This window comes from Microbacterium croceum, assembly GCF_023091245.1.
GTDB lineage: Bacteria > Actinomycetota > Actinomycetes > Actinomycetales > Microbacteriaceae > Microbacterium > Microbacterium croceum.
The window spans coordinates 778,772-805,763 of record NZ_JAHWXN010000001.1; the positions used below are offsets into that span (position 1 = coordinate 778,772).

A 26,992-nucleotide genomic window follows, 5' to 3' on the forward strand; every position below is an offset into this window, starting at 1 on the left:
GGCTACAGCCCCACGAGCTCCGCGCTGCGCTGCCAGAGGGCTTCGGCGAGGGCGGCGTCATCGGTCTGCGGATTCACACGGTTGCTGAGCACGCGCTCGTCGTAATAGGCGCCCGAGAACCAGGTCTCGTCGGGGATGCCGTCGATGAACCAGCGCAGGTTGCCGCCGCCCTTCTCCGCGCTGATGAGCAGGAGGCGCTTGAGCGGAGTGCGGTACACGAGCCGCATGATGCTGGATGACTCGGAGGCGAAGTTCGTGCTCACCGTGCCGGGGTGGAAGGCGACCGACCGCAGCCCTTCGGCGTGGAACTTCGTGTGCAGGCTCTTCGTGAAGAGCACGTTCGCGAGCTTCGCGTCGCCGTAGGCCTTGTTGGCACTGTATCTGCGGCGGTTGTCGAGGTCGTCGACGTCGAGGTGCCCGAACAGCCGGTGGGCGACGCTCGAGGTGTTGACAACCGCCGCATCCGACCGCAGCAGCACGGGGAGCAGCAGGTTCGTGAGCAGGAAGGGCGCCAGGTGGTTGACCTGCAGCGTCTTCTCGAAGCCGTCGACCGTGGGCGTCTGATCGCCGAAGATGCCGCCGGCGTTGTTCGCCAGCACGTCGATGCCCTCTTCGCCCACCTCGGCCGCGACCTGCGCCGCGAGCTCACGCACCTCGTCGAGCCGCGCGAAGTCGGCGACGAAATGCGTGGCCCCGGTCTCGGCGGCCACGGCCCTGGTCTTCTCGGGGGAGCGGCCCACGAGGATCAGCCGGTGGTCCGCATCGGCCAGCTGTCGGGCGGCCGCGGCGCCGATGCCGTCGGAGGCTCCCGTGATGACGATCGTCCTCGGGCGCACGGCGGCGCTCACTCGGCAGACGGGGTGATGCGCTCGACGGCCCTGGTCACGTGCTCGGCGATCACGTCGCGAGCGCGGTCGGGATCGCCGCTCGCGATGGCATCCACGATCTGCTGATGGCTGCGCACGTGCTCCTCCTGTTCGGCGGGGTCGAGCGCCGCGTTCGCGGCATGGAGGAACCCGGCGATGCGCCCGCGGAGCTGGGTGCTCAGCTCGTCGAGGAACCGGTGTTCCGCGAGGTCGGCGAGCGTCTCGTGGAACAGGCGGTCCTGCCGCAGCACCTCGGCGATGTCGCCGGGGGCGGCCGCCGACATGTCCTGGATGATCGCGCCGAGGCGAGCGGCCGACTCCGCGTTCCATCGCTCCTGGACGCGGATCGCCATGAACTGCTCCAGCACGATCCGCAGGCTGGAGATCTCCTCGAGATCCTGCGCGCTGAGCTGGGCGACGCGGGCGCCGCGGCGCGGCTCGCGCGTGATCAGGCGCTCCTCGGCGAGGCGGGTCAGGGCTTCGCGCACCGGGATGTGGCTGACGCCGAGCCGGTCGGCGAGCTTGCGCTCCACCAGGCGCTCTCCGGGGGCGAGTTCGCCGGAGTGGATGGCCGAGCGCAGCTCGTCAGCGACCTGTTCGGCGATGTTCTGGTCCGAAACGCTGCGCACGGTGGCTCTCCTGTCTGTGCCGCGAACCGAGGGGCTCCCGGACAAGTTCCTGCATCGACCGATGCTATGGCAGATTTGGGGCGGTGGCGGGATGACCCGTCCGGCGAGCGTAACGAGAACGTAACCGCATCCGCCCGATTCGCACTAGACGAAGATCTTGTTTTGCTACATGCTATAGCGAAACCCTTCACTACCCGAAGCACCATCTACCCCTTGGAGGCACCATGTCTCGTCGCCGTGTATGGCTGGGCGGAGCAGCGCTGCTCACCGTCGCCCTCATGACTGTCGGCTGCAGCAGCACGCCCTCGACCCCCGACGGCCAGGCGCAGGAGGGCGGGACCCTGACCGTCGCCGCCGCGCAGGGCATCCCGCAGCTCAATCCCGCGATCCGCACGTTCGCCTGGGAGGAGGTGCTGTTCCCGCTGCTGTGGAACGGCCTGACCAAGACCGACGAGTCCGGTGAGATCGTCGGCGACCTCGCTGAGAAGTGGGAGGTGTCGGACGACCAGATGACCTGGACCTTCACCCTGCGCGACGGCGTCACGTTCTCGAACGGCGACCCGTTCACGGCGGAAGACGCGGTGGCGTCCTTCGAGTACTACCTCGACCCCGAGACCGCGACCCAGGAGAAGAACAAGATCTCGATGGTCACGGATGTCGCGGCATCCGACGACAAGACCGTCGTGATCACCCTCTCCGAGCCGATCGCGACCTTCGCCGCCGGCATCGTCTGGGTCAAGATGCTCGACGTCGACGCGCTCGACACGATCGACAAGGAGCCGATCGGCACCGGTCCGTACATCGTCGACGCCTTCACACCGGATGACAGCCTGACGCTCGTCCCGAACCCCGAGTACTTCGGTGAGGCGCCGGCCCTCGACGAGATCACTCTGGTGAAGGCCGCCGAATCCACGGCAGCGGTCACCGGACTGCGCTCCGGCGACATCGACGTGCTGTGGTCGGTGCCGCAGGGCGACGTCGCCGGGCTGGAAGGCGGCGGCGACATCGCGCTCGTCACCCCCGACAACCCCAGCCAGTGGCCCTCGTGGGAGGTCGACACGCAGTCGGCGCCGTTCGACGACGTCCGTGCGCGCCAGGCTCTCGCCTACGCGACCGACCGCGAGGCCATCCTCGAGGCCGCGTACTACGGACAGGGCACCGTCTCGCCCACCAACAACGCGCTCGGCGAGGTCAACCCCTGGTTCGGCGGCGACCTGACCGACTACTCCTACGACCTCGACAAGGCCAAGCAGTTGTTCGCCGAGGCGGGCGTCACCGAGGGCAGCACCCTCACCTGGTGGGGCATCGCGGGCCAGTATCCGGAGTGGAACACGAGCGGTGAGATCCTGCAGGCGAGCCTGAAGGAGATCGGCATCACGCTCAAGATCGACAACAACGACATCGGCACGTGGGTCGACTCGTTCTACCCCGCAGGCAAGAGCTTCCCCGGCTACATCGTGCCGAACTTCCAGTCCACTCCGCCGGAGCCCGCGTACTCGCTGAACTTCTACCTCGAGGGTCGCTGCGAGTGCAACTGGGTCGATCCGGACTTCCAGCAGGCGTTCGCGGATGCCGTCGCCGAGCCCGACGAGACCGCCCGCGCCGAGAAGTGGGGCACCGTGCAGACGATCATCAACCAGCAGGTCCCGCTGATCGTGCCGCTGCAGTCCACGGTGGTCACGGCGACCAGCACCAAGGTCGACGGCGTGTGGGTCGAGGGCGGCGGACAGCTGCACCTCGAGAACGCGCAGCTGAAGGGCTGACGTGGCTCTGTCCATCCTTCGGCGGGTGGCGATCAGCATCGCGATGCTGATCGCCACCTCGCTCCTCGTCTTCGTGGTGCTCCGGCTGCTGCCGGGCGACCCCGTCATCACCCGGCTCGGCTCGACCCCCGGCGTCGACGCCGAGATGCTGCAGCGCCTCCGGGAGGAGGCCGGTCTCGACGCACCGATCATCGAGCAGTACCTGCGCTGGATCGGCGGGGTCTTCACGGGTGACTTCGGCCAGTCGTACTTCAATCAGTACTCGGTCTCCGAGCTCATCGCGCAGCGCTTCCCCGCCACGATCGAGCTCACCGTCATCGGCATCCTGTTGGCGGTGCTGATCGCGACACCGGCCGCCGTGATCGCGTCGCTGCGTCCGCTCGGCGTCGTCGACCGCATCCTCACCGCGATCTCGACCGCGGGCATGGCGCTGCCGCAGTTCCTGATCGGCATCGTGCTGATCGTGGTGTTCGCGGTGCAGCTCAAGGTGCTGCCCGCGCGCGGGTACACGCCATTCAGCGATGACCCGGGCGACAACCTGGTGCGCATGATCCTGCCCGCTCTCACCCTCGCCTTCGCCGCGGCGCCGCTCCTCATGCGCTTCCTGCGGGCATCCATGGTCGAGGTGCTCGATGCGCCCTACATCCGCACCGCGAAGGGCAAGGGCCAGTCCGCGAGCGGTGTCGTGCTCGGTCACGCACTGCGCAACGCGCTGATCCCCGGACTCACGATGCTCGGACTGATCGTCGGCTACACGCTCGGCGGTGTCGTGATCGTCGAGTACGTGTTCGGGGTGCCGGGACTGGGCTCGCTCGCGATCGACGCCGTGTTCAAGCGCGACTACGCGGTGCTGCAATCCGTGGTGCTGCTGATCTCGGCGATGTTCATCCTCACCACGCTCATCGTCGACCTCCTCTACGGAGTGCTCGACCCGCGTCTTCGTGCAAGGAGCAGCCGTGGCTGACACCCTCACTCTCGCGCTGCGGTCGACCCGACCCCGTCGCCGGCTCGCGCTCGCCTCCTGGATCCCGCTGGCTCTGCTGGCACTCATCGTGCTGGCCTGCGTGCTGGCTCCTCTCATCGCGCCGTTCGATCCGTCCGCCCAGTCATCCGACCGGTTCGCCGGCCCCTCGGCCGTGCATCTGTTCGGCACGGATGAGCTCGGGCGCGACCTGTTCAGCCGCGTGCTCTACGGCGGGCAGCTGACGATCTTCATCGCCGGCGGTGCGACACTGGTCGCGATGGTGCTCGGCATCGCCTGGGGAATGGCGGCCGCGTTCGCTCGCGGGCTCTGGGACGAGATCCTGATGCGGCTCGCCGACACCGTGATGGCGATCCCGCAGATCCTGTTCGCGCTCGTCTTCATCTCGGCGTTCGGCGCCGATCCGGTCAAGCTGGCCGTGATCATCGGCATCCTGCTCACCCCGACGACCGCCCGGCTCGTGCGCTCCTCGGTGCTCAGCGAACTGCAGGAGGACTACTTCACGGCGGCGATCGCCTTCGGCTCCAAGCGCAGTCGGCTGCTGTTCGCCGAGGTGCTCCCGAACGCACGGGGGCCGATCGTGGTGCAGGCCGCCATCAATGCGGCCAACGCCATCCTGCTGGAGGCCTCGATGAGCTTCGTCGGTCTGGGCATCGCGCCCCCCGAGGCGACCTGGGGCACTCTCGTGCAGCAGGGCTACCAGAAGATGTACCAGTCGATCGGGTATGTGCTCTTCCCCGCGCTGTTCATCTTCGTCACCATCTGGCTGCTCAACGTGCTCGCCGACCAGTTCGGCGGCGATCGGAAGGGGAAGGGACGATGACGGATGTCACGCCCGTCCTGCAGGTGCAGGACCTCACCGTCTCCTACGGCGATGCGATGCCGGTCAAGGGCATCAGCTTCTCGGTGCGCCCCGGCGAGCGGATCGGCCTGGTCGGCGAGTCCGGCTCGGGCAAGTCGCTCACGGCGCTGTCGATCATGCGGCTCAACGACGGCGCGACGCTCGGCGGCAGCATCCGTCTGCGCGATCGGGAGCTGCTCACGCTCAGCAAGCGGGAGATGACCCGCGTGCGCGGCGGCGAGATCGCGATGGTCTACCAGGACCCGATGTCGTCGCTCAATCCGGTGCGCACGATCGGCCACCAGCTGGTCGAGGCGATCCGGCTGCACGACCGCGTCTCCAAGGAGGCGGCGCGTGCCAGGGCGGTCGAGCTGCTGACGGAGGTGGGGGTGCCGCTGCCCGAGGAACGCCTCGCGCAGTACCCCCACGAGTTCTCCGGCGGGATGCGCCAGCGCGTGATGATCGCGATGGCCATGTCGTCGCGACCTGCCGTGCTGATCGCGGATGAACCGACGACGGCGCTGGATGTCACGACCCAGTCGCGCATCATCGACCTGCTCGACAAGCTGGCGGATGAGCACGGCACCGCCGTGATCCTGATCACGCACGACCTGGGCGTGGCGGCGGGCTTCTGCGAGCGCATCCACGTGATGCGCCATGGACGCGTGATCGAGGAGGCGCCGGTCGACACGCTCTACGCCGAGCCGGAGCATCCCTACACGAAGGCGTTGCTGGGGGCGGTCGTCGATCTCACGATCGACGTGCACCAGCCGATCCGCACCGCGGCCGAGGTGCTCGAACGCGGTACGGAGGCCGTGACGGAAGCAGGCTCGATCAGCGCGATCGACCGGGCCCGCGAGAGCGGAGACGTGCTCGTCGATGTGCAGGGGCTCTCGAAGGTGTTCACGCTCGGCTCCGGGCGACGCGTCACAGCGGTCGACGACGTGTCGTTCCAGATCCGCCGCGGTGAGACCGTCGGCCTGGTGGGCGAGTCGGGGTCGGGCAAGTCGACCGTCTCGAAGGCGGTGCTCGCGCTCGGCCGGATCGACGCGGGTGCCGTGGTCTTCGACGGCCACCGCCCGCACGAGCTGCGCGGCGAGGACCTGCGGCAGCTGCGGCGGCGGATGCAGATGGTGTTCCAGGACCCGTTCTCGGCGCTGAACCGTCGGCAGACGGTGGCTCAGATCATCGAGGCTCCGCTGCTCGCGCACGGCATCGGCACCCGCGCCACGCGCGCCGAGAAGGTGCGTGAGGCGATGCACCGCGTGCGGCTGGACGAGGAGTTCACGCACCGGCTGCCCCGCTCGATGTCGGGTGGGCAGTGTCAGCGCGTGTCGATCGCGCGCTCGCTCGTGCTCGAGCCGGAGTTCCTGGTGCTCGACGAGTCCGTCTCGGCTCTCGACGTGTCGATCCAGGCGCAGGTGCTCAATCTGCTGCGCGAGCTGCAGGCGGAGCTGGGGCTGACCTACCTGTTCATCAGCCACGATCTCGCGGTCATCCGGTACATGTCGTCGACGGTCGCGGTCATGCAGCAGGGGCGCATCGTCGAGATCGGCGCCCGCGATGCCCTGTTCGCGAACCCGCAGCACGAGTACACGCGCGGGCTCATGGCGGCGATCCCGGTCGCCGATCCGGTGCGGGAGCGCCGTCGGCGTGCCGAGGCTGCGGCGCTGTGGCACGCTCAGGGAGTGGGCACGGGCGTGATCCCGGCCGCATCCGTGGCGGGAAGGGGCGTCAGATGACATCGACAGCGATCGGCGACCGCATCCGCATCCCGCGCACCGCGGCGCGCATCGGCATCGCCCGACGTGACATCACCCCGCCCCTCGGCATCCGCGCCAAGAACTGGGGTCCGGCGGACTGGGAGCGCTCAGAGGGCGCGCATCGCCCGTTCGAGCTGACCGCGCTCGCGCTGATCTCGTCGGATGAGCGTCCTCGGGTGCTGCTCGCGGTCGACGGCACCTGGTGGCGTCGGGTCGCCGACGAGCAGGCGGTGCGCGGGGCGATCCTCGCCGGTCTCGGGCTGGAGCCCGACCAGCTCATGCTCTCGCTCTCGCACACCCACGCCGGGGCCGTGCTGTGCGCGGCTGACGCGCATCTGCCCGGGGGCGAACTCATCCCGGGCTACCTCGACGCGCTCGCCTCCGCCGGCATCGCCGCAGGGCGGGAAGCGCTCGAAGGTGCCGTTCCCGGACTCATCGAGTGGGCGACCGGCACCTGCACGCTGGCGGCCGACCGCGAGCTCGACGTCGACGGTCGCGCACTCGTCGGCTACAACCCTGCGGGCACGGCGGATGACACTGTGACGATCGGTCGTATCAGCGTCGACGGCGTCGTGCGCGCCACGCTCGTGAACTATGCCTGCCACCCCACGACCCTCGCCTGGCAGAGCCGCGAGGTCTCGCCGGACTATGTCGGCGCGATGCGCGAGATCGTCGAGTCGGCGACCGGGGCGCCGTGCCTGTTCGTGCAGGGAGCCTCGGGCGAGCTCGCGCCGCGCGAGCAGTACACCGGGGACGTCGGGGTCGTGGATCGCCACGGACGCTCGCTCGGGCATGCGGTGCTTGCGGCTCTCGATGCGCTGCCGACGCCCGGCGAGGAGCTGACGCTCGAGGGCGTCGTCGAGTCGGGTGCGCCGTTGGCGATCTGGGCTGGGCGTGCGGTCGACGGCGGCACGGATGCCGCGGCGTCGCTGACGAACGTCGAGCTGCCGCTGCGCGACCTGCCCACGATCGACGAGCTCGCCGAGGAGTGGAAGCACATCGACCCGCGCTCGCGCGAGGAGCGACTGGGGCGAGCGCGCAACCTGCGCGACGGGTACATCGACGGGCCGACGGTGCAGCATCCGGTCTGGGCCTGGCGACTCGGCGACGCGATCATCGTCGGGCATCCGGGCGAGGCGTACTCGCTGTTGCAGACGACGTTGCGCGCACGCTTCCCCGAGACGCCGATCGTCGTGATGAACCTCACGAACGGGCCGGGCTTCGTGTACCTGCCGACGCGCGACGCCTACGACCGCGGGGCGTATCAGGCCTGGCAGACGCCCCTCGCCCCCGGGGCGCTGGAGCTGCTGGTGGAGCACGCCGCCGAGGCGATCGCGGAGCTGCTCGCCTGAGAGTCGCCCCGACCGCTAGACTTGCTATAGCAAATCTCGACCATCCTGAGGAGAGCCATGACCGCCCCCGTCGCCATCATCACCGGAGGCTCCGCCGGCATCGGCTGGGAGATCGGGCAGCGCCTCGCCGCTGACGGCTACCTCGTGGTCGCCGCCGACCGTGTGCCCGGGCTCACGGCGGGCGACAACCCGGCCGGGATCCTGTGGCGAGAGCTCGACGTGACCGACCACGCCGGCGTCGACCGGGTCTTCGGCGAGATCGAGGCGGAACTCGGACCGATCGAGGTGCTCGTCAACAACGCCGGCATCCAACGGCACCGCGGCATCGAGGACCTGACCTGGGACGAATGGTCGGCCGTGGTCGACGTGAACCTGCACGGCGTGTTCTCGGCTCTTCAGGCCGCGGGCAAGCGGATGCTGGAGCGCGGCGAAGGCCGCATCGTGAACATCTCGTCGATCTCGGCGCGAGGTTCCGCCGGGCGGGCCCCGTACTCCACGACCAAGGCCGCCGTGATCGGGCTGACCGCGACCGCCGGTGCCGAGTGGGCGTCACGCGGCGTCAGGGTCAACGCGGTCGCCCCCGGCTACATCGACACCGGCGTCTTCCGCCAGGGCGTCGAGCAGGGCACGCTGAGCCTCGACACGATCCTGTCGCGCATCCCGGCGAAACGTCTGGGCGACGCGAGTGAGATCGCCGCGGCCGTCAGCTTCCTCGTGTCCGACCAGTCCCGTTACATGAACGGCCAGACCCTCACCGTCGACGGCGGCTTCCTGGTCGACTACGGTGTGCCGCTGGCGAAGAAGCCCGAATGACCGAGATCGCGCGTATCCGCACGGCCACCGCCGTGCTGGCGCTGCCCGCACCCCTGCAGCTGGGGGCCATGACGGTCACCCGCCGCGAGTACAGCGCCGTGCAGGCATCCGACGCCGACGGCACGACCGGCGTCGCGTACTGCCTCTCGCGCGAGGCGCCGATGGCCGAGATCGTCGAGCGGCTCGTCGCGACGCATGCGCTCGGGGCGGATGCCGACGACCCGGCCGCGACCTGGGAGCGGATGCTGCGCGGCAGCGCGATCGTCGGACGGGTCGGCCTGGTGCGTCGTGCGATCGGCCTGGTCGACATCGCCCTGTGGGACATCGCGGCCCGGCGTGCGGGGGTGCCGCTGTGGCAGCTGCTCGGCACGGGCGATGCGCCGCGGGACGCGATGCTCGTCGCCGCGTATCCGTCGCCGAGCCGAGCCCCGCGCGAGGTCGCGGACGAGGTCCTCGCCCAGGCGGCCGGGTGGTCGCAGGTGAAGATCTCCCGTGCGGCCGACCCGACGTACATGCGCGAGCTGATCGGCCTGCTGAACGCCGAGCTCCCGGCGAGCACGGGGCTCGTGGTCGACGTCGGTTTCGGATGGCCGGATGCCGACGCCGCCCTCGCCGAGATCGCGCAGTGGGGCGACCCCCGGCTCGCCTGGCTCGAAGACCCGCTGCTCCCCGAAGACGCGGCCGGTTGCGCGCGCATCCGTCGCGAGTCCGGGCTCGCCGTCTCGGTGGGCGACGAGGTCACCGACCCCGCCGTGCTGCGCGCCCTCGTCGAGCACGAGGCCGTCGATGTGCTGCGCCTCGACGTCGTGGCGATCGGAGGGGTCACGCCGGCGCGTGAGCTGATCGCCTGGGCGGGCGAGCGCGGCGTGCCGGTGTCGGGCCACGTCTATCCTGAGGTCACCGCGCACCTGGGCATCGGTGTCGAGACCTTCGCGCGGGGTGTGAACCCCTACGATCCGGCCCCCTCGTTCATCGTCGGCGGTCCGTCATTCGACGGCCGCGTGCGCCCGACGGATGCCGTGGGCCTGGGCTTCACGCTCGACCCCGCCGTCTTCCACTTCGAGAGGGACTGAGATGACAGACTCCGCACGCAGCGTCGTGGTGACCGGCAGCGGCAAGGGCATCGGCCGCGCCGTCGCCGAGCGCCTGACGGCCGACGGGTGGATCGTCGTCGGGCTCGAGCGTTCGCCCGGATCCGGGACGGTCGAGGACGGCATCGTGGCCGAGGTCGTGCTCGGGGACTCGGCGGATCGGACCGCCCATGAGCGGGCGGCTGCGGCGGCGCAGGGTCATGCCCCGCTCGCCGGCTGGGTCAACAACGCCGGCATCACGAAGCGCACACCGTTGCACGAGCTCGACGAGACCGTGGTGCGCGAGATCATCGACATCAACGGCTTCGGTTACCTCTGGGGATGCTCGGCCGCCGTGACCGCGTTCATCGACCAGGGCATCACCGGGGCGATCGTGAACATCGGCTCGATCCACGGCCGCTCCAGCTCGATCGACCACGCCGCCTACGAGTTCACCAAAGGCGGCATCGACGCGCTCACCCGCAGCCTCGCCGTGACCTACGGCGGGCTCGGCATCCGCGCCAACACGGTCGCACCGGGCGGGGTGCGCACGCCGCACCTGGAGGCGCAGATCGCCGCCTCCGCCGACCCGGTGGCCGCGGAGCGCGCGCTCGCCGAAGGCCCGCCGATGGGACGCATCGCCCGCGCCGAAGAGGTCGCCGCGGTCACCGCATTCCTGCTCTCCGACCAGGCGCCGTATCTGACCGGCCAGTCGATCGCGGTCGACGGCGCGTGGACGGCATCCTTCGGCGACGTCTCGGTCGACCCGGCCCTGCGGGCGCGGTTCGAGCGGGGTTGAGCGGGGACGCGCGTTCTGGGGTGATCGGGCTCGCGCGTGCTGGGGTTGAGCGGGGACGCGCGTTCTGGGGTGATCGGGCTCGCGCGTTCTGAAGGAGAAGACTCCGAATGAAGGTGGTTTTGCCCTGCGGGCTCCTTCATTCCGTGCGATCTCCTTCATTCCGTGCGGGCTCCTTCAGGCCAGGAGGTCTCCTTCAGGCGGTGAGGCGGCGCACGACTCACCGCAGGTACGCGTCGACGAGCAGCGCACCACGGATGACCCGCAGCTCGTCGATGATGCGGGCGATGCCCTTCGTGCCTACCGACGTCAGCGCCAGGTCGTGCGGACCCAGCGGTTCGAGCTTCCCGGTGCGGATCCGGATGACCTCCCACCCCGCGGCGCGCAGGGCGCGGTCCTTGCGCAGATCCGTGTCCTGCCGCTTGCCGACGTGCTCCAGGCCGTGCCGGCCGACCGTGTCGTACTCGAGTGCGACACGCAGCTCCGGGAACACGATGTCGGGCCAGACCTCGGTGTGCCGGAAGAACGGTCTCGACACCTTCACGGCGTTCACGGCCGCGTCGAACTCGATCGCCGCCCCGAGCCCCGCGCGCAGGCGACCCTCTGCCGCCGAGGCGGGGCGCGGGGCGCATTCGCTCACGAACGCGGTGCCGGTCGGCAGGTCGGGCGTCTTCGTGCACAGTGCCGGCCCGGGGCGACGGGGCGCGCGGGGAAGGGGCCGCGCTTCGCCGAGCACGACCGGCTGCGGGCGGGCGAGCGCGGAGCATTCGGGGCACCACGCGGAGCGGCGCCGCACCTGTCCTGGACGCTCGCGCTGCTCGGTCGGGGTCGCGGCGAACCGATGACCGACCGTGCACTCCCAGCAGAGCAGCACATCGGCGGCGAGAGGGATCTGTGACAGCGCGATGCCGTGGTTCAGCTCCGGGTGGTACTGCCGAATCAACTCCGGATACGCCGCCCACCCGGCGCGGTAGGTGCCCACGTCATACGGAACCGCGCGACCGCGGGAGAACTGCCGTCGCGCCCACCATTGCTCCACCGGTTCCGGCACGCGCCGACCATACCCGCCGTCACGGACACCGACTCCCGACCGCCGACGACGGGCCTGGTGTCCCCGGTCCGTGCAACGATCCGCGTGTCGACGGGAGAACGGGATGCGCGGGGAAGCGACGGTGCTGCACGCCGACCTCGATGCGTTCTACGCCTCGGTCGAGCAGCGCGATGCGCCGGAGCTGCGCGGTCGCCCCGTGATCGTGGGTGGTGGGGTCGTGCTGGCGGCGAGCTACGAGGCGAAGGCGCGCGGGGTGCGCACCGCCATGGGGGGACGGCAGGCGCGCGAGCTCTGCCCCGATGTCGTGGTCGTGCCGCCGCGCATGGACGCGTACTCCGCCGCCAGCAAAGACGTGTTCGCGATCTTCCGCGACACCACGCCACTCGTCGAGGGGCTGTCGATCGACGAGGCGTTCCTCGAGGTCGGGGGTCTCCGCCGGATCGCCGGGTCGCCGGAGCAGATCGCGGCGCGGTTGCGCGAGCGCGTGCGGACGGAGGTGGGGCTCGCGATCTCGGTCGGGGTCGCGCGCACCAAGTTCCTCGCCAAGGTCGCCAGCGCCGTGAGCAAACCCGACGGCCTGCTGGTCGTGGATCCGGCGCGCGAAGAGGAGTTCCTGCTCCCGCTTCCGGTGGAACGGCTGTGGGGTGTGGGGGCGGTGACGGCCGAGAAGCTGCACCGCTACGGCATCCACACGGTCGGCGAGCTGTCCGAGCTGGAGGCTGCGACCGCCGAGCGGATGCTGGGCAAGGCGACGGGGGCCCACGTGCACGCGCTCGCGCGACTGCGGGATCCGCGGCCGGTCGACGCCACCCGGCGCCGCGGATCGATCGGGTCGCAGCGCGCCCTCGGCATCCGTCCCCGCTCCGCCGAGGAGCTCGAACTCATCCTCACGCAGATCGTCGACCGGCTCGCTCGACGTCTCCGCGACGGCGACCGGGTCTGCCGCACCGTCGTGTTGCGGCTGCGCTTCGGCGACTATGCGAAGGCCACCCGCTCCCGCTCGCTCCGTGCGCCGACCGACCGCACCGCCGTGCTGCTCACCGTGGCGCGCGCCCTGCTCGCTGCCGCACAGCCCGAGATCACGGCACGCGGCATCACCCTGGTCGGCCTCTCTCTGTCGCACCTCGACCGCGTCGAGAGCGTGCAGCCCGAGCTGCCGATCGACTGGGGCGACGAGGCGCGCCTCGACACCGTGCTCGATACCCTCCGCGACCGCTACGGCGCGGCATCCGTCTCACGGGCGGCTCAGCTGGGTCGCGACGAGGGGTGGTCGTCACCGCTCCTGCCCGAGCACGAGTGACGCGCCTCGGTGCCGACCCGGCCTCAGCGTCGCCGCGGAGCCGTCGGCGGCGACGCTCGTGCGCCCGCTGAGCCGTCGTGCCCGCTGAGCCGTCGCGCCCGCTGAGCCGTCGCGCCCGCTGAGGGGTCAAGACACGCCGTGGGACGGGCCGGCGGGGCGGCGTGTCTTGACCCCTCGCGTGAGGGAGCGGGCACGCACGGCAAGGCGCGCAGCCCCCGCGGCTCAGGCCTTGAGCATCGAGGCGCGCGCGATGAGGCCGTCGACCACGTCGAAGGTCGCGATGGTCTCGGTCGCGACGCCCGCGTTGATGACCTGCTCCTGCGCGACGACCCAGCGGCTGCCGAACAGCACGCTCGTCTCGATCACGCACGAGAGTTGCGGGTTCTGCAGCCGCGGCTCGTAGAACTCCCGGATCGCCGCAGCCCCGACCACGGGCTCGGGGGCGACCCCGGTGATCACGGCATCCGCCGCGTAGGTCGCGACGAAGGCCTCGAGGTCGTGCGCGTTGAACGCGTCGAGCTGAGCCTGCACGGTATCCAGGGCGGAGCGGTCCACAGCAGAGCGGGCGCTGTGCTCAGTCAATGCGCACACCTCCGTTGACGTCGTAGGTCGCGCCGGTGATGAAGCTCGCGCGCGGCGAGGCGAGCGAGGCGATGATCCAGGCGACGTCCTCGGGCTGCCCGAATGCGCCGAGCGGGATCGACGCGCTGAGCTTCTCGCGCCGCTCGCCCTGCAGCTGGTCGGTGATCGCGCTCGCGACCGGGCCGGGGGTCACGGCGTTGACGCGGATGCCCTCACCCGCGAGGTGCCGGGCGAAGCTGCGTGTGATCGCGAGCAGCGCGCCCTTGCTCGCCGCGTAGTGGATGCCGGTCTGCAGCGCTCCGACCTGGCCGGCGATGGAGGCGATGTTCACCACGGACCGATCGCCCTCCGCCGCGCGCAGCAGGGGGAGCGTCGCGCGGGTGAGGAAGAACGTGCCGCGGGCGTTCGTCTCGAGCACGAAGTCCCATTCCTCGAGGTCGATGTCCTCGTAGGGGGTGTACGGGCAGACGCCGCCGTTGTTGACGAGCACGTGCAGCGAGCCCCAGGTCGCGGTGATCTCGTCGACCAGGGCGGCGGTGGACTCCGGGTCGCGCAGGTCGAGGCGCGAGACGTGCACCTCGGCGGCCCCGGCCGCCCGGCATTCCTCGGCGACGCGGGCGGCTTCGGCCTCGCGGCCGGCGTAGGTGATCCAGAGGGCGGCGCCCTCGCGGGCGAGTTCGAGGGCGGCGGCCGTTCCGATACCGGAGCTGGCTCCCGTGAGCAGTACGCGACGAGCAGTCATGCATAGATGCTATAGCAGATTCCCCGCGAGAGGAGCGCGCGCCGGTTAGGGTGGATGACGTGAGTCCTGAGTCAGACAGACGCTAGATCGCGGGTTCGAGCCGCACGCCGTGCGCTCCCCGCATCTCGCCGACCCTTCTCGCTCGTCGCGCATCCGTTCGGGTGCGTCGATGTCGTCTGTCTGGATGCCTTCATGCCTGTCCTCATCTCTGTCCTCGCCCTGGCGATCTTCGCTCAGGGCACCAGCGAGTTCATGCTCGCCGGCCTGCTCCTTCCGATCTCCGAGGAGTTCGGAGTCCCGCCGGGGAGCGCGGCCGCCGTGACCAGCGCCTTCGCCATCGGGATGGTGATCGGCGCCCCGGCGATGGCGCTGCTCGGTTCCCGCTGGCATCCGCGGCGCACGCTCATCGCCTTCCTGCTGGTGTTCGTGCTCGCGCACATCGCCGGAGCGCTCGCCCCGTCGTTCGCGGTGCTTCTCGTCACCCGCGTCGTCGCGGCCATCGCCAATGCCGGGTTCCTCGCCGTGTCGCTCTCGACGGTGCGCACGCTCGTACCACCGCAGGCGACGACTCGTGCCGTCGCCACCCTGCTCGCCGGCACCACCCTCGCCACGATCGTGGGAGTGCCGGCGGGGGCCGCTCTCGCCGATGCGCTGGGGTGGCGCGCGACGTTCTGGGGTGTCGTGCTGCTCTGCGGCCCCGCTCTCGGCGCGCTGTTGCTCGACCGGTCGCCTCTGCGTGCCGGAGGTGCCGTGCGCATCGCGCTGCGCACCGAGCTCGGAGCGCTCGCCCGCAGACGGGTGCTCGGCGCGATCGCGGTTGCGGTGGTGATCAATGCCGGCACGTTCGGGGTCTTCACGTTCCTCGGGGTGATCGGGGAATCCGCGGGCGTCGCGACGGCGTTCGTGCCGCTGCTCCTGGCCGCGTTCGGCATCGGCGCTTTCCTCGGTGTCGCGGCGACGGGCCGCTGGGCCGCTGGGCGGGAGGGCGTGTGGGTCGCGAGCGGAATGGTCGCGCTGCTCCTCGCCTGGGCTGCGCTGTGGATGCTGATCGAGTCCGCGGCGGCCGTGTTCGCCCTCTCTGCGGCGTGCGGGGCGCTCTCGTTCGCTGTCGGTTCGGCGGTGATCGGCCGCATCGTGCGCGAGGCGGCAGGTGCGCCGGTGCTGGGTGGAGCTTCTGCGACAGTCGCGCTCAACCTCGGTGCCTTCATCGGTCCCTTGCTCGCAGGCGCCGCGTACGGGGCGGTCGGGGCGCCGGGTGTGCTCGCTGTCGCTGTGGCGCTCACGGTCGTCGGCGTGGGCGCGAGCGTGTGGGCGTCGTCGTCCACACGAGACGGCGACGGGCGCATCCACAGCTGAAAGTCGGGGTGGCCCTGAAGTGCTAGATGCTATAGCATTTTGCCTCATGACCACCCCTCTCATCCTCATCACGGACTGCGACCTCCCCGGTGACGCGGCAGAGCAGACGCTTCGCGCGGCGGGATTCCGCGCCGAACGCGCACCGGACACCTCGTTCGAGACCCTCGCGACGCTCGGCGCCGAGGCTGAGGGACTGATCGTGCAGTGGCACCGGATCGACGGCGAGCTGATGGATCGGATGCCGAAGCTGAAGATGATCAGCCGTCTCGGCATCGGCTACGACATGGTCGACGTCGCGGCGGCGAGCGAACGCGGCATCCCCGTCGCGAACACGCCCAGCTACTGCACCGAAGAGGTCGCCGCCCACACGATCGCGATGATCATGGCGCAGGCGCGGGGGCTTCCCGCCTACGACGGGGCGGTGCGCGCGGGGGAATGGAAGCCGGTCGCGGCGCGCCCGCTGGCCGCGCGCCCGTCGCGCACCACGGTGTCGGTGCTCGGATTCGGGCGTATCGGCTCCCTGGTCGCCCGCGGATGCCGCGCGCTCGGGTTCCGCGTGCTCGTCGCCGATCCTTATGCCTCGGTTGACGCCGTGCGCGCGGCGGACTGCGAGTCCGTCACGATCGAGCACGCCATCGCGACCGCCGACCTGCTGACGCTGCACGTTCCTCTCACCGACGCGACTCGGCACCTGATCGACGAGGCTGCCATCGCGACGATGAAGCCAGGAGCCGTGATCGTGAACACCTGCCGAGGGCCGCTGGTCGATGAGGACGCTCTGGTCGCCGGGCTGCGCAGCGGACAGATCGGCGCGGCCGCCCTCGACGTGTACGAGGCGGAACCCCTCGCAGCGAGCGCGGCGCTGCGTGCTGCGCCGAACGTGCTGCTCTCGCCTCACGCGGCCTGGTACTCGCCGGAAGCACTGGAGGATCTTCCGGTGCACGCCGCCGAGAACCTCATCCGCTTCCGCGACGGCGAATCCGTACCGATCGTCAACCCGACCTACGCCGCCGCGCGCTGACCGAAGGACTCCTCATGCAACTCCTGCGACTCGGCGCTGCCGGCGACGAGCATCCGTTCGTGCGCGATGAGGCGGGCGTCGTCTACGACCTGGCGCCACTGACCCGCGACATCGATGGAGCATTCCTGTCGACCGACGGCATCGCCCGGGTGCGCGACGCGCTGTCGCGCGGGGTGCTGCCGCGCGCCACGGTCGACGGCCTGCGCGTCGGGCCTCCGGTCGCACGCCCGACCGCCGTGATCTGCATCGGACAGAACTACGCCGCGCACGCCGCCGAGTCGGGGTCTGCGCCGCCGGAGCATCCCGTGATCTTCTTCAAGCACCCCAACACGGTCGTCGGGCCGGATGACGTGGTGCTGCTGCCGCCCGGCGCCGAGAAGGTGGACTGGGAGGTCGAGCTGGCCATCGTGATCGGGAAGACCGCCCGGTATCTGTCGTCGCCGGATGCCGCCGACGAGGTGATCGCCGGGTACACGATCTCGAACGACGTGTCGGAGCGCGCGTATCAGCTCGATGTGTCGGGCGGACAGTGGTCGAAGGGCAAATGCTCCGAGACGTTCAACCCGCTCGGGCCTGTGCTGGTGCCGGCGGACGAGGTCGACCCGCAGGCGCTCCGGTTGCGCTCGTTCGTGAACGGCGAGCCGCGGCAGGACTCCTCGACCGCCGACATGATCTTCCCGGTGCGGCAGATCGTCTACGAGCTCAGCCAGTACCTGGTGCTGGAGCCGGGTGACGTGATCAACACCGGAACGCCGCAGGGCGTCGCGCTGTCCGGGCGCTTCCCGTATCTGCAGGACGGAGACGAGATGACGATCGAGATCGAGGGTCTCGGGCGTCAGCATCAGCGCACCGCGCGGGTGCGCCTGGGCTGAGCAGGACCGGGACGGGCGACGGCCTGTGCCCGGGGCACGGGGTCCTTGCTGGGTGTACCGTGCCTCGGGCAGAGGCCGTCGTCGTGTCTCCGCGATCGCGGCGGCTCAGCCGGCGAACGGCAGGACCGGGATGCCGCGCACACCCGGCCGCACGGAGAACAGTGACCCGGCGACGCTGCCGTGGTCGTCGGGCATCCCCTGGGCGGAGGTCGTGATGTAGAGCGTGCCCAGATCGTCGTCGCCGAACGTGCACGCGGTCACCTGCGGCACGGGTAGCTCGACGGTCGCGATCCGCACCCCGGCGGAGTCGTAGCCGCGCACGGCGCTCCCGCCCCACAGGGCCACCCACACGCTCCCGTCGGCGGCGACGGTGAGGCCATCCGGCAGGCCCTGCTCCTCGGGGATCCGCGCGAACACTCGTCGGCCCCGCAGCTCACCCTCGACCACGTCGAAGACGTCGATGCGGTGGGCGAGGGTGTCGACGTAGTACGCGCGTCGCCCGTCGGGTGCGAAGCCGATGCCGTTCGAGATGGTGGTGCGCGGCAGCACGGTCGTCACCGCGAGGTCGGCGTCGAGACGCAGCACGATCCCGGCATCCGGGGCCGCGTCGTAGGCCATCGACCCGGTGAGGAGTCGGCCACGGGGGTCGCAGCATCCGTCGTTCATGCGCACGCGCGGGTCGTCGAGCAGCGACGCGACAGCGCGGAACTCGCCATCGGCCGCATCCGCGAGGTACAGGGTCCGGGCGCCGACGGCCACCACGCCGCCGTTCGCGCGGGGGCGGGCGAACGCCAGGTACTCGTCGTCGATGTGCTGGCGGGTCACGCCGTCGGCACGGAGGGCGAGCAGGTCGCCGGCGTCTCCGTCGACCCAGCGCAGGCCGCCCCAGCCTGGCCACCACACCGGGCCTTCGGCGTGGTGCGCGACCGGGCCGGTGACGTTCTCGGGGATCATGCGCCCTCGCGCCGGTGCGGCAGCGGGTCGGCGACCGGCTCGGGCGCGGGCTCCGGCTCGGGCGCGGCGGTATCGGCCGGCTCGGGCGTGCGGGCCCGCGCTGTGATCTCGCGCGCGACCTGCTTCTCGAGCACCGTGACCGCGTCGTCGCTCAGCAGGATCAGGCCGTCGAGCTCTTCGCGCACGCGCTTGTAGGCGACGTTGCGCTCGGCCTGGGTCGCGGACTCGTCGATCGCGACCTTCAGCAGCTGCTGGGCGCGTTCGAGGCGCTTGCGCTCCGGCTCGGTGAAGGTCGAGTCGCGCAGGCGCCTGGCGTCTTTCTCTGCGATCTCGAAGGCGACGGCGTAGTCGCCGACGGCCTGCAGGTATTCGGTGATCTGCTGCTCGCTGACCTTCGCCTCGGCGGACGCGGGGCGCAGGGCATCCGCGGTCTTCTTGGCGCGCAGGAACGCGGCCGTCAGAGGCTGGCGCCCATCGCTCATGGCGGGGAAGGCGATCAGCTTGGCGACATCCAGCTCGTAGTCGAGCCAGCGCGCGGTGATCTCGTCGTGCTCGGCCAGCAGTCGCGCGACCAGATCGTTCGGGGCGACGGATGCCGTGGTGTCGACGACCGTCGGCCCGCGGCGCCTGCCCTGCCGGGTCAGCGCCCGCGCTTCGATCTCGGCCGCCTTGAGCTGCGCCTTCATGCGCAGGGCTTCGAGGCGGCGCTCATGGCGGCGCTTCGCGTTGCGCTCCCACGCTTTCGCCGCACCGCCGGCCATTCCCATGATCGGGAAGATGAGCCACCAGTAGTTCTCCGCGAATTTCCAGAAGCCCTGGATGAACTCTTCCATGATGTGCTCAGCCTACTGCGCGGGGCGGTCGCGACCGAGGGCTGTCGTGGGCGCGACGGCCCGCACGGTCACCAGTCGTGCACTGTTCCGTCGAGCAGGCGGTTGTAGGGAAGATAGGCCTGCTCGTACGGGTACTTCCCGGCCTCGTCGACGTCGAGTTCGACACCGAGCCCGGGTGCGTCCCCGGGGTGTAGGAAGCCGTCGGCCCAGGTGAAGGACTGACGGAACACCTGGTCGGTGCGGGATCCGTGCGGCATGTACTCCTGGATGCCGAAGTTGTGGATCGACAGCCCCAGGTGCATCGCCGCGGCCATACCGACCGGGGAGATGTCGGTCGGTCCGTGCATGCCCGACTTGATCTGGTACAGGGCGGCGTAGTCGAGGGTCTTCTTCAGCGCCGTGATGCCGCCCATATGCGTGACGGCACCACGGACGTAGTCGATGAGCTGGTCGCGGATGATGTCCTTGAAGTCCCACACCGTGTTGAAGATCTCGCCGATCGCGAGCGGCGTCGTGGTGTGCTGACGAACCAGGCGCAGTGCCTCCTGGTTCTCGGCCGGGGTGCAGTCCTCCAACCAGAACAGGTCGTAGGGCTCGAGGTCCTTGCCCAGCCGCGCGGCCTGGATCGGCGTCATCCGGTGGTGACCGTCGTGCAGCAGCGGGATGTCGGGGCCGAACTCATGTCGCACAGCCTCGAACACGCCGGGGAGGTGGTTCAGGTAGGCGCGGGTGTCCCAGTCCTCCTCGACCGGCTTCGCGCCGCGGCGCGCGGGTTCGTGGTCGTAGCGGGCCTCGCCGCCCCCGGTATCGGCGGACTGCGAGGCGATGCCGTAGATGGCCTTCAGCGTGGGCACTCCGGTCTGCACGCGGATCGCCCGGTACCCCTGCTCCTGGTGAGCGCGGATCGAGTCGAACAGCTCGGGCAGCTCCTTGCCGGAGGCATGGCCGTATGCCAGCAGCCCGTTTCGGCTCGCCCCGCCGAGCAGCTGGTAGACGGGGAGCCCGGCGACCTTTCCCTTGATGTCCCACAGCGCCATGTCGACCGCCGCGATCGCCGCCATGGTCACGGGGCCCCGCCGCCAGTACGCGCTGCGGTACAGGAACTGCCAGGTGTCCTCGATGCGCGACTCGTCGGCCCCGATGAGCAACGGCACGACGTGCTCGCTCAGATACGCGACGACGGCGAGCTCGCGGCCGTTCAGGGTGGCGTCGCCCAGACCGGTCACGCCGTCGGCGGTCGTGATCTTGAGGGTGACGAAGTTGCGGTCGGGGCTGGTGACGATCACCTCTGCCCTGTCGATGGTCATCGGGGGCCTCCTGCGGCGGTGCGGGCGTCGGTGGTCTCGTGCGCGGTCTCGCCGGCGACGAGCACCTCTCGGGGGATGATCGCGCGGTCGCCGGGGGCCCAGTCGAAGAGCAGCACGTCGGCCCGTGCTCCGGTGGTCCAGTGGGGCGCGTCGTCGAGGACGGATGCGGGGGCGGAGGTCGCGAGCCGCAGGGCTCCTGCGAGGGAGCCGGTGAGTCGCGCCACGGTGGCGACGCCGACGTCGAGGGTCTGCACCGACCCGGCGAGGAACCCGGAGGACACGTGTCGAAGCGCGCCGTCATCGGCGAGATGCACACCGCCGCCGACGGTCGACTCCCCGCCGTCCCGCAGCGCAGCGGGGGTGGCGACGGCATCGCTCACCAGGAAGATGCCGTGGTCGCGCTTCGCGGCGAGCATGGTCGCGAGCGTGGCATCGGGGAGATGGTGTCCGTCGGCGATGACGCCAGCGGCGAGTCGGCGTTCCGCCAGCTGGGTCCACAGGTAGTTCGGATGCCGGGGAAGCAGGGCGTGGGCGCCGTTGCCGAGGTGCGTGGACAGCGTGGCGCCGGCGTCGACGACCGCGGCGATCTCGGCATCCGATGCGTGGGTGTGTCCGATGGAGACCCGCACGCCGTGGGCGACGAGGAAGCGCGTCGCGTCGACCGCGCCGGGGTGGTGCGGCGAGAGGGTCACGATGCGCACAAGGCCTGGCGCCGCGTCGAGCCAGGTCTGCAGTTCCGCGATGGCCGGGGGGCGGATGTGAGCGAGCGGATGCACGCCGCGCGGACCGTCCTGCTCCGACAGGGCGGGTCCCTCGACATGGATGCCGGCGACCGCACGCGAGGTCTCCGGCGAGGAGCGGACCGCGTCGTGGATCGCCCGGATCCGCGCGAGCATCTCATCGGGAGCCGCGGTGATCACGGTCGGGAGGAATCGGGTGACGCCGTGGGCGGCGAGTGAGCCGGCCATCGCGGTGATGTGCGCGGGGTCCGGCGCCGCCGCGTTCGCGTCGCCGTCGAGGTGGCCGTTGACCTGCAGGTCGATCAGGCCGGGGCCGATCCACGGGGCGCCGTCGCCGGCATCGGCGGTGGGGGAGAGCGCGCTGATCCGACCGTGTTCGATGACGACGACGAGCCCTCCGGGGCCGAGAGCGTTGCGTCCGTGCACTGTCCGCGCGGTCATCGCGTCGCCTGCGCGGCCTCGGCGGGGGCGGGATGCAGCAGCGAGGCGGCGTCGCGATCGACATGCACCTCGCAGCGCGAGTGCCGCCGCAGCACGGTGCACGGCCAGTGCGCGCTGATCGGCTCCTCGACCAGGGCACGCACGGCCTCGGCCTTGCGCGCGTCCGGGACCGCGCACACCAGATGGGCGCCGCTCATCAGTGCCGGGATCGTGAGCGTCAGTGCGTGGGTGGGCACGGCATCGAGGGTATCGAAGCACTCGTCATCGACCTGCTGCACCCGGCTGGCCAGGTCGAGCTGCACCACGCGCACCGGGCACGGGTCGCCGAGGTCGGCGTCGGGCGGATCGTTGAAGGCGATGTGTCCGTTCACGCCGATGCCGAGGCACACCAGGTCGATCGGGCTCTCGGCGAGCAGCGCCCCGTAGTCCGCGGTGGCAGCCTCCGTTCCGAGCTCGGTGCGCATCGGGTGGAACGCGGCGGGCCGCACGGCGTCGACCAGGTGCGCGCGGAGCCAGTTGGCGAAGCGCTGCGGGGCGGCCGCATCGAGCGCGAGGTACTCGTCCATGTGCAGGATCGTGATGCGGTCCCAGGGGACATCGGGTTCCGCGGCGAGGGCGCGGTACACGTCGAGCTGGCTGGGGGCGGCGGCGGCGATCATCCGCGCGGCCCCTCGGGCGGCCACGGCTTCGCGCAGCGTGCGTGCCGCCGATCGGGCGGCGGCAGCGCCCATGGCGGCGCGGTCGGGGTGGGCGTGCAGGGCGAACGTCGTCGTGCTCATGATTCGACAGAGTAATGCAACCGCTTGCAAAGTCAAGCCCTCGCAACGGATCCATCGCCGGTCGCCGTCGCGGCCGCGCGACGATCCGCCGGGAATCCGGCGCGCGCCGCGGCCGTGCACGGGCTTAGTGTGTGTGACGTGACAGGCAACAGGAAGACGGCATCGACGTCGGTGACGATCGGAGACATCGCGCGGGTGGCCGGCGTCTCCCGGTCCACGGTGTCGCGCGCGTTCAGCCGCCCCGAGCTGCTGAACCCCGAGACGGTGCGGCGCGTCAAGGCCGCAGCCGAAGAGCTGGGCTACGTGGTCAACCATGCGGCCAGGGCCCTGTCGACCGGCCGTTTCGGCAACGTCGCCGTCGTCGTCCCCGACATCGCCAACCCGTTCTTCCCGCCACTCGTGCGGCGGGTGCAGACCCTCGCCGACGCTGCCGGATTCGCGGTGTTCCTCGGCGACTCCGACGAGATCGCCGACCGCGAGGCGAATCTCACTTCGCGCCTGAGCGCCCAGGTCGAGGGCTTCGTCCTGGCCTCCCCGCGCCTCGACGAGGAGCGTATCCGCGAGCTCGATGCCGCACGACCCGTGGTGCTGGTCAATCGCGACATCGACGGCCTGGCGCGGGTGCTGATCGACCCGAGCGGCGGGCTCGATGAGGCCGTGGCGCATCTGCACCGGCTGGGACACACCCGCGTGGTGTACCTCTCGGGGCCGCGCGAGTCGTGGTCGGATCAGCAGCGGCGGGCCGCACTCGCCCGCGCCGCGGAGCGCGCCGGACTCGAGGTCATCGTGCAGGAGCTCGGGCGTCCGAGCTCGGCCGCGGGGCGCGACGCGGTCGGCGGCATCCTCGCGTCGGAGGCGACCGCGGTGATCGCCTTCGATGATGTCGTCGCTCAGGGTGTGATGGCAGGACTCGCCCTCCGCGGGATCGGCGTGCCCCACGACATCAGCGTGATCGGATGCGACGACACTCTGGCCTCCGGTACACAGCCGGCGCTCACGACGATCTCCGCGGCGTCGGCCGCCGCGGGGGATGCCGCAGCGGAGCTGCTGCTCGGGGTCCTCGCCAGCGGGGAGCGGTCGGACGCCCGCGTGACGATCGCCACGCACCTGGTCGTCCGGGCCACGACGGAGGTTGCACGCACGATCGGCGGTTGACCATGCAACCGGTCGCATGATTTACTGTCGCCCATGCCTCGGATCGCGATCATCGGTGCCGCCCATCCGCACGTGGACTATGTGCTCGACGAGCTGGCGCGCGCCGACCGTGGCGGGTTCGAGCTCGTCGGCGTGCAGGACTCCGACCGCGCCGTCGCCGAGAAGCACGCCGGTCGCTTCGGCGTCCCGGCGTACGACCGTGCCGAGGACCTGCTGGCCGAGGGCATCGACATCGCGGTGATCGCGGGGGTGTATGGAACGCGGGGAGCGGACGTGATCGCGGCCCTCCGCGCCGGAGCCCACGTGCTCGCCGACAAACCCCTGTGTACCTCGCTGGTCGAACTCGCGCAGATCGAGGCAGAGGCCGCCTCCTCGGGGCGCACCGTGAACCTGCTGCTCGAGAAACGCGGCTACCCCGAGACGCTCGCCGCGCTCGCGGTGGTCGAGGCGGGCGAGCTCGGCGACATCGTCGGCATCACCACGTCCGGACCGCACAAGCTCAACCGCGCGCAGCGCCCCGACTGGTTCTTCGACCGTGCGCAGTATGGTGGCATCCTGTCCGATCTCGCGGTGCACGACCTCGACGCGGCGCTCCTGTTCGCGCCCGCCGACGAGGGGGTGATCCGCGGCGCCGTCTCGGCACCGCTCGACGGTGCGGCGGGATTCGCCTGCTATGGGGCCGCCACGCTCACGACGCCGACCACGGTGATCTCCGCCGAGGTGAGCTGGCTCACACCGCAGGCCTCCGACGTGCACGGCGACTATCGCCTGCGGCTGGTCGGCACCCGCGGCACCGCGGAGGTCTTCTGGGCGCGCGGTCGCGTGGAGGTGACGACGCAGGACCGACCCGTGCGCCTGCTCGACCTGCCGGCGGGGCAGCGTCCCGCCGAGGAAGCGCTCGACGCCTTCGCCGCTGGACGCGCACCCGCCGTCAGCACCGCGGTCTCGCTCGCGGCGACCCGCCTCGCTCTTCTCGCCCAGGAATCGGCCGACCAGGGCGGCGCGGTGCTCACCTGGACCCGCTCCGCCGACGACGTCGTCCCGACGGTCCCCACCCCATGACAGGAGACATCATGACCGAACCGCTGCGCATCGCGATCGTCGGTGCGGGGGTGATCGGCGCCGTGCACGCGCGGCTGGTCGCCGCTCTCGGCGACGCGGGCACGCTGGCTGCGATCGTCGACGTCGACGAGGCGCGAGGGCGGGCGCTCGCCGACGAGCACGGCGTTAACTTCCATGCCTCCGCCGTCGAGGCATACCGCGCCGAGAGCATCGACCTCGCCGCGGTGTGCCTGCCCAGCGCCTTCCACGCCGACGCGGTGATCGACGCCCTCGATGCCGGGGTGGACGTGATCGTCGAGAAGCCGATCGACGTCACCCTGGAGTCCGCCGACCGCGTGCGCGCCGCCGAGCGCTCCTCGGGCCGCACGGTCTCCGTGATCAGCCAGCGTCGGTTCCAGCCCGTGGCCTCGTTCCTGCACCGCTCGATCGAGGAGGGAGCGCTCGGACGGGTCACGTCCGGTGTCGTCGAGTCGGCCTTCTTCCGGCCGCAGGAGTACTACGACTCCGGCGATTGGCGCGGCACCGCGGCCATCGACGGCGGCGGCGCGCTCATGAACCAGGGCATCCATGCGCTGGATCTGCTGCTGTGGATGCTCGGCACCCCCGTGTCGGTGACCGCGAAGACCGGTCGCCTCGCTCACGAGGGCATCGAGGTGGAGGATGTCGCCGGGGCCACGATCGAGTTCGAGAGTGGGGCCATCGGGCTGCTGCTCGCCAGCACTGCCGCCTATCCGGGGCTCCCGGTGCGACTCGCGGTGCATGGCTCCGAGGGGACCGCCGTGATGGAGAACGACGGGCTCGCCTTCTTCGCCTCGGCGACGGCTCCGCAGCCCGACGCCGACGCTCTCGTCGAGCACGACGTGCCCGAGGGGTGGAGCGATGTCGACATGGCGCATCGCCGGCAGTACCTCGATGTGATCCAGGCGATCCGCGCGGGACGACGCCCCGCGATCACCACGGATGACGGACGCCGCGCGCTGCAGGTCGTCCTCGCCGTGTACGAGTCCGCGCGCACGGGTCGCCCCGTCGACCTCCACGAGTGAAAGAGGATGAAAGACATGCAAGCGAAGAACGTCGCGATCGTCGGCATCGAGAACAGTCACGCCGAGGAGATCATCCGGTACCTCAACGTGGAGCGGCCGGCCGACGTCCCGGTCCGCGTGGTGGCGCTCGTGGCCGGCGACGACGCCCGCACGCGCGAGCTGGCCGAGCTCGGCGGCATCGAGCGGATCGTCGATGAGTCGGCCGACCTGCTCGGCAGCATCGACGCGCTCATCGTGACCTCGCGCGACGGTGCGCTTCACCGCGCCCACGCCGTGCCGTTCCTGGAGGCGGGCACGCCGGTGTGGGTCGACAAGCCGCTCGCGGCGAGCGTCGCCGATGCGGAGGAGATCGTCGCGGCGGCCGAACGCGGCGGCACGGTGCTCACCTCCTCCTCGGCGCTGCGCTGGGTGGACGACACCGATGCGATCGCTGCGGGCCTGGCCTCGATCGGCGACCTGCAGGCGGTCACCGTGACCGGGCCGGCGGATGCCGACAGTGCATACAGCGGCATCTTCTTCTACGGCATCCACATCGCCGACGTGGCGCAGCGCCTCGTGCCCGGTGCTCCCGAAGACATCGACGTGCAGCGTCTGCCGGGAGGAGTCGTCGCACGCTACCGGGCAGGCGGCGTGCTCGTGACGCTCGAGTTCATCCGCCCCGACGGCGACGGCCAGGTGCCGTTCCGTGCGACAGCGGTCGGCGGCCACGGCGTGATCAGCCGCGACATCGTCCTCGGTGCCGACTACGTGCAGCCGGGGGTGGACGCCTTCGCCCGCATGCTCGCCACCGGTGCGGCCCCGATCCCCGCCTCGCAGCTGCTCGCTCCGATCGCAGTGCTGGAGCGCGTGTCGCTGGCGGGTGCTGCCCTCACTGCCTGA

Annotated in this window: 26 protein-coding genes; 16 read left to right on the forward strand and 10 right to left on the reverse strand. The window is 70.8% G+C overall.

What is annotated here, in order from left to right; all coding sequences use genetic code 11:
• Positions 1 to 2: 2 nt before the first annotated feature.
• Entirely contained in the window at positions 3 to 836 is an 834-nt protein-coding gene (locus KZC51_RS03665) for an SDR family NAD(P)-dependent oxidoreductase (RefSeq protein ID WP_247628656.1), read from the reverse strand.
• 8 nt (positions 837 to 844) lie between these two features.
• Positions 845 to 1,495 (reverse strand): GntR family transcriptional regulator, encoded by a 651-nt coding sequence (locus tag KZC51_RS03670; RefSeq protein ID WP_247628657.1) that lies wholly within the window; start codon positions 1,493 to 1,495, stop codon positions 845 to 847.
• 224 nt (positions 1,496 to 1,719) lie between these two features.
• On the opposite strand from KZC51_RS03670, the gene KZC51_RS03675 reads away from it, so the two are divergent.
• Genes KZC51_RS03675 through KZC51_RS03710 form a run of 8 tightly spaced genes read left to right on the forward strand, consistent with a single transcriptional unit; the run spans position 1,720 to position 10,878 of the window.
• On the forward strand, positions 1,720 to 3,258 hold the full coding sequence (locus KZC51_RS03675; protein WP_247628658.1) for an ABC transporter substrate-binding protein: 1,539 nt from the start codon (positions 1,720 to 1,722) through the stop codon (positions 3,256 to 3,258).
• 1 nt (position 3,259) lies between these two features.
• The gene (locus KZC51_RS03680) at positions 3,260 to 4,222 is read left to right on the forward strand and encodes an ABC transporter permease (protein WP_247628659.1); all 963 of its coding nucleotides are present in this window, start codon (positions 3,260 to 3,262) and stop codon (positions 4,220 to 4,222) included.
• A complete protein-coding gene (locus tag KZC51_RS03685) occupies positions 4,215 to 5,063 on the forward strand; it encodes an ABC transporter permease (protein ID WP_247628660.1) in 849 nt (282 codons plus the stop codon). The genes KZC51_RS03680 and KZC51_RS03685 overlap by 8 nt, the downstream gene beginning before the upstream one ends.
• Positions 5,060 to 6,823 carry an ABC transporter ATP-binding protein gene (locus tag KZC51_RS03690; RefSeq protein WP_247628661.1) on the forward strand — a complete coding sequence of 588 codons (1,764 nt, stop codon included), beginning with the start codon at positions 5,060 to 5,062 and terminating at the stop codon, positions 6,821 to 6,823. Before KZC51_RS03685 ends, KZC51_RS03690 begins: the two co-directional genes overlap by 4 nt.
• Entirely contained in the window at positions 6,820 to 8,196 is a 1,377-nt protein-coding gene (locus KZC51_RS03695) for a hypothetical protein (RefSeq protein WP_247628662.1), read from the forward strand. Before KZC51_RS03690 ends, KZC51_RS03695 begins: the two co-directional genes overlap by 4 nt.
• Positions 8,197 to 8,253: 57 nt before the next feature.
• Positions 8,254 to 9,009, forward strand: coding sequence for an SDR family NAD(P)-dependent oxidoreductase (locus tag KZC51_RS03700; protein WP_247628663.1), 756 nt, complete (start codon positions 8,254 to 8,256; stop codon positions 9,007 to 9,009).
• Positions 9,006 to 10,082, forward strand: coding sequence for a mandelate racemase/muconate lactonizing enzyme family protein (locus KZC51_RS03705; RefSeq protein WP_247628664.1), 1,077 nt, complete (start codon positions 9,006 to 9,008; stop codon positions 10,080 to 10,082). Before KZC51_RS03700 ends, KZC51_RS03705 begins: the two co-directional genes overlap by 4 nt.
• Position 10,083: 1 nt before the next feature.
• On the forward strand, positions 10,084 to 10,878 hold the full coding sequence (locus tag KZC51_RS03710; RefSeq protein ID WP_247628665.1) for an SDR family NAD(P)-dependent oxidoreductase: 795 nt from the start codon (positions 10,084 to 10,086) through the stop codon (positions 10,876 to 10,878).
• Positions 10,879 to 11,095: 217 nt separating this feature from the next.
• Here KZC51_RS03710 and KZC51_RS03715 read toward each other — a convergent pair whose 3' ends face one another.
• A complete protein-coding gene (locus KZC51_RS03715) occupies positions 11,096 to 11,926 on the reverse strand; it encodes a putative endonuclease domain-containing protein (protein ID WP_247628666.1) in 831 nt (276 codons plus the stop codon).
• Positions 11,927 to 12,029: 103 nt separating this feature from the next.
• Between KZC51_RS03715 and dinB the strand changes: the two genes are divergently transcribed.
• Positions 12,030 to 13,226, forward strand: a complete 1,197-nt coding sequence (dinB, locus tag KZC51_RS03720) for a DNA polymerase IV (protein ID WP_247628667.1) — start codon at positions 12,030 to 12,032, stop codon at positions 13,224 to 13,226.
• 222 nt (positions 13,227 to 13,448) lie between these two features.
• On the opposite strand, the gene KZC51_RS03725 is transcribed toward dinB, so the two are convergent.
• Positions 13,449 to 13,808, reverse strand: a complete 360-nt coding sequence (locus tag KZC51_RS03725; protein WP_247628668.1) for a nuclear transport factor 2 family protein — start codon at positions 13,806 to 13,808, stop codon at positions 13,449 to 13,451.
• On the reverse strand, positions 13,801 to 14,550 hold the full coding sequence (locus KZC51_RS03730) for an SDR family NAD(P)-dependent oxidoreductase (RefSeq protein WP_247628669.1): 750 nt from the start codon (positions 14,548 to 14,550) through the stop codon (positions 13,801 to 13,803). The genes KZC51_RS03725 and KZC51_RS03730 overlap by 8 nt, the downstream gene beginning before the upstream one ends.
• A 192-nt stretch (positions 14,551 to 14,742) precedes the next feature.
• Between KZC51_RS03730 and KZC51_RS03735 the strand changes: the two genes are divergently transcribed.
• Genes KZC51_RS03735 through KZC51_RS03745 form a run of 3 tightly spaced genes read left to right on the forward strand, consistent with a single transcriptional unit; the run spans position 14,743 to position 17,799 of the window.
• Entirely contained in the window at positions 14,743 to 15,906 is a 1,164-nt protein-coding gene (locus tag KZC51_RS03735) for an MFS transporter (RefSeq protein ID WP_247628670.1), read from the forward strand.
• A 46-nt stretch (positions 15,907 to 15,952) separates the two neighbouring features.
• On the forward strand, positions 15,953 to 16,927 hold the full coding sequence (locus tag KZC51_RS03740; RefSeq protein WP_247628671.1) for a C-terminal binding protein: 975 nt from the start codon (positions 15,953 to 15,955) through the stop codon (positions 16,925 to 16,927).
• A 14-nt stretch (positions 16,928 to 16,941) separates the two neighbouring features.
• The gene (locus tag KZC51_RS03745; protein WP_247628672.1) at positions 16,942 to 17,799 is read left to right on the forward strand and encodes a fumarylacetoacetate hydrolase family protein; all 858 of its coding nucleotides are present in this window, start codon (positions 16,942 to 16,944) and stop codon (positions 17,797 to 17,799) included.
• 105 nt (positions 17,800 to 17,904) lie between these two features.
• Here KZC51_RS03745 and KZC51_RS03750 read toward each other — a convergent pair whose 3' ends face one another.
• The 5 genes from KZC51_RS03750 to KZC51_RS03770 form a co-directional block, all read right to left on the reverse strand.
• Positions 17,905 to 18,753, reverse strand: a complete 849-nt coding sequence (locus KZC51_RS03750) for an SMP-30/gluconolactonase/LRE family protein (RefSeq protein WP_247628673.1) — start codon at positions 18,751 to 18,753, stop codon at positions 17,905 to 17,907.
• Positions 18,750 to 19,586, reverse strand: coding sequence for a hypothetical protein (locus KZC51_RS03755; protein ID WP_247628674.1), 837 nt, complete (start codon positions 19,584 to 19,586; stop codon positions 18,750 to 18,752). The genes KZC51_RS03750 and KZC51_RS03755 overlap by 4 nt, the downstream gene beginning before the upstream one ends.
• A gap of 68 nt (positions 19,587 to 19,654) precedes the next feature.
• Complete coding sequence (gene manD, locus KZC51_RS03760; RefSeq protein ID WP_247628675.1) at positions 19,655 to 20,893, reverse strand: D-mannonate dehydratase ManD; 1,239 nt, start codon at positions 20,891 to 20,893, stop codon at positions 19,655 to 19,657.
• Positions 20,890 to 22,074: an N-acetylglucosamine-6-phosphate deacetylase gene (locus KZC51_RS03765; RefSeq protein ID WP_247628676.1), complete on the reverse strand. Its 1,185-nt coding sequence runs from the start codon at positions 22,072 to 22,074 to the stop codon at positions 20,890 to 20,892. Before KZC51_RS03765 ends, manD begins: the two co-directional genes overlap by 4 nt.
• Complete coding sequence (locus KZC51_RS03770) at positions 22,071 to 22,853, reverse strand: 6-phosphogluconolactonase (RefSeq protein ID WP_247628677.1); 783 nt, start codon at positions 22,851 to 22,853, stop codon at positions 22,071 to 22,073. Before KZC51_RS03770 ends, KZC51_RS03765 begins: the two co-directional genes overlap by 4 nt.
• 138 nt (positions 22,854 to 22,991) lie before the next feature.
• On the opposite strand from KZC51_RS03770, the gene KZC51_RS03775 reads away from it, so the two are divergent.
• From KZC51_RS03775 to KZC51_RS03790, 4 genes are read left to right on the forward strand one after another with little or no spacing between them, the layout of a single operon-like run.
• Positions 22,992 to 24,008, forward strand: a complete 1,017-nt coding sequence (locus KZC51_RS03775) for a LacI family DNA-binding transcriptional regulator (protein ID WP_247628678.1) — start codon at positions 22,992 to 22,994, stop codon at positions 24,006 to 24,008.
• Positions 24,009 to 24,041: 33 nt separating this feature from the next.
• Entirely contained in the window at positions 24,042 to 25,070 is a 1,029-nt protein-coding gene (locus KZC51_RS03780; RefSeq protein WP_247628679.1) for a Gfo/Idh/MocA family protein, read from the forward strand.
• 11 nt (positions 25,071 to 25,081) lie between these two features.
• Complete coding sequence (locus KZC51_RS03785; RefSeq protein WP_247628680.1) at positions 25,082 to 26,113, forward strand: Gfo/Idh/MocA family protein; 1,032 nt, start codon at positions 25,082 to 25,084, stop codon at positions 26,111 to 26,113.
• A 15-nt stretch (positions 26,114 to 26,128) separates the two neighbouring features.
• On the forward strand, positions 26,129 to 26,992 hold the full coding sequence (locus KZC51_RS03790) for a Gfo/Idh/MocA family protein (protein WP_247628681.1): 864 nt from the start codon (positions 26,129 to 26,131) through the stop codon (positions 26,990 to 26,992).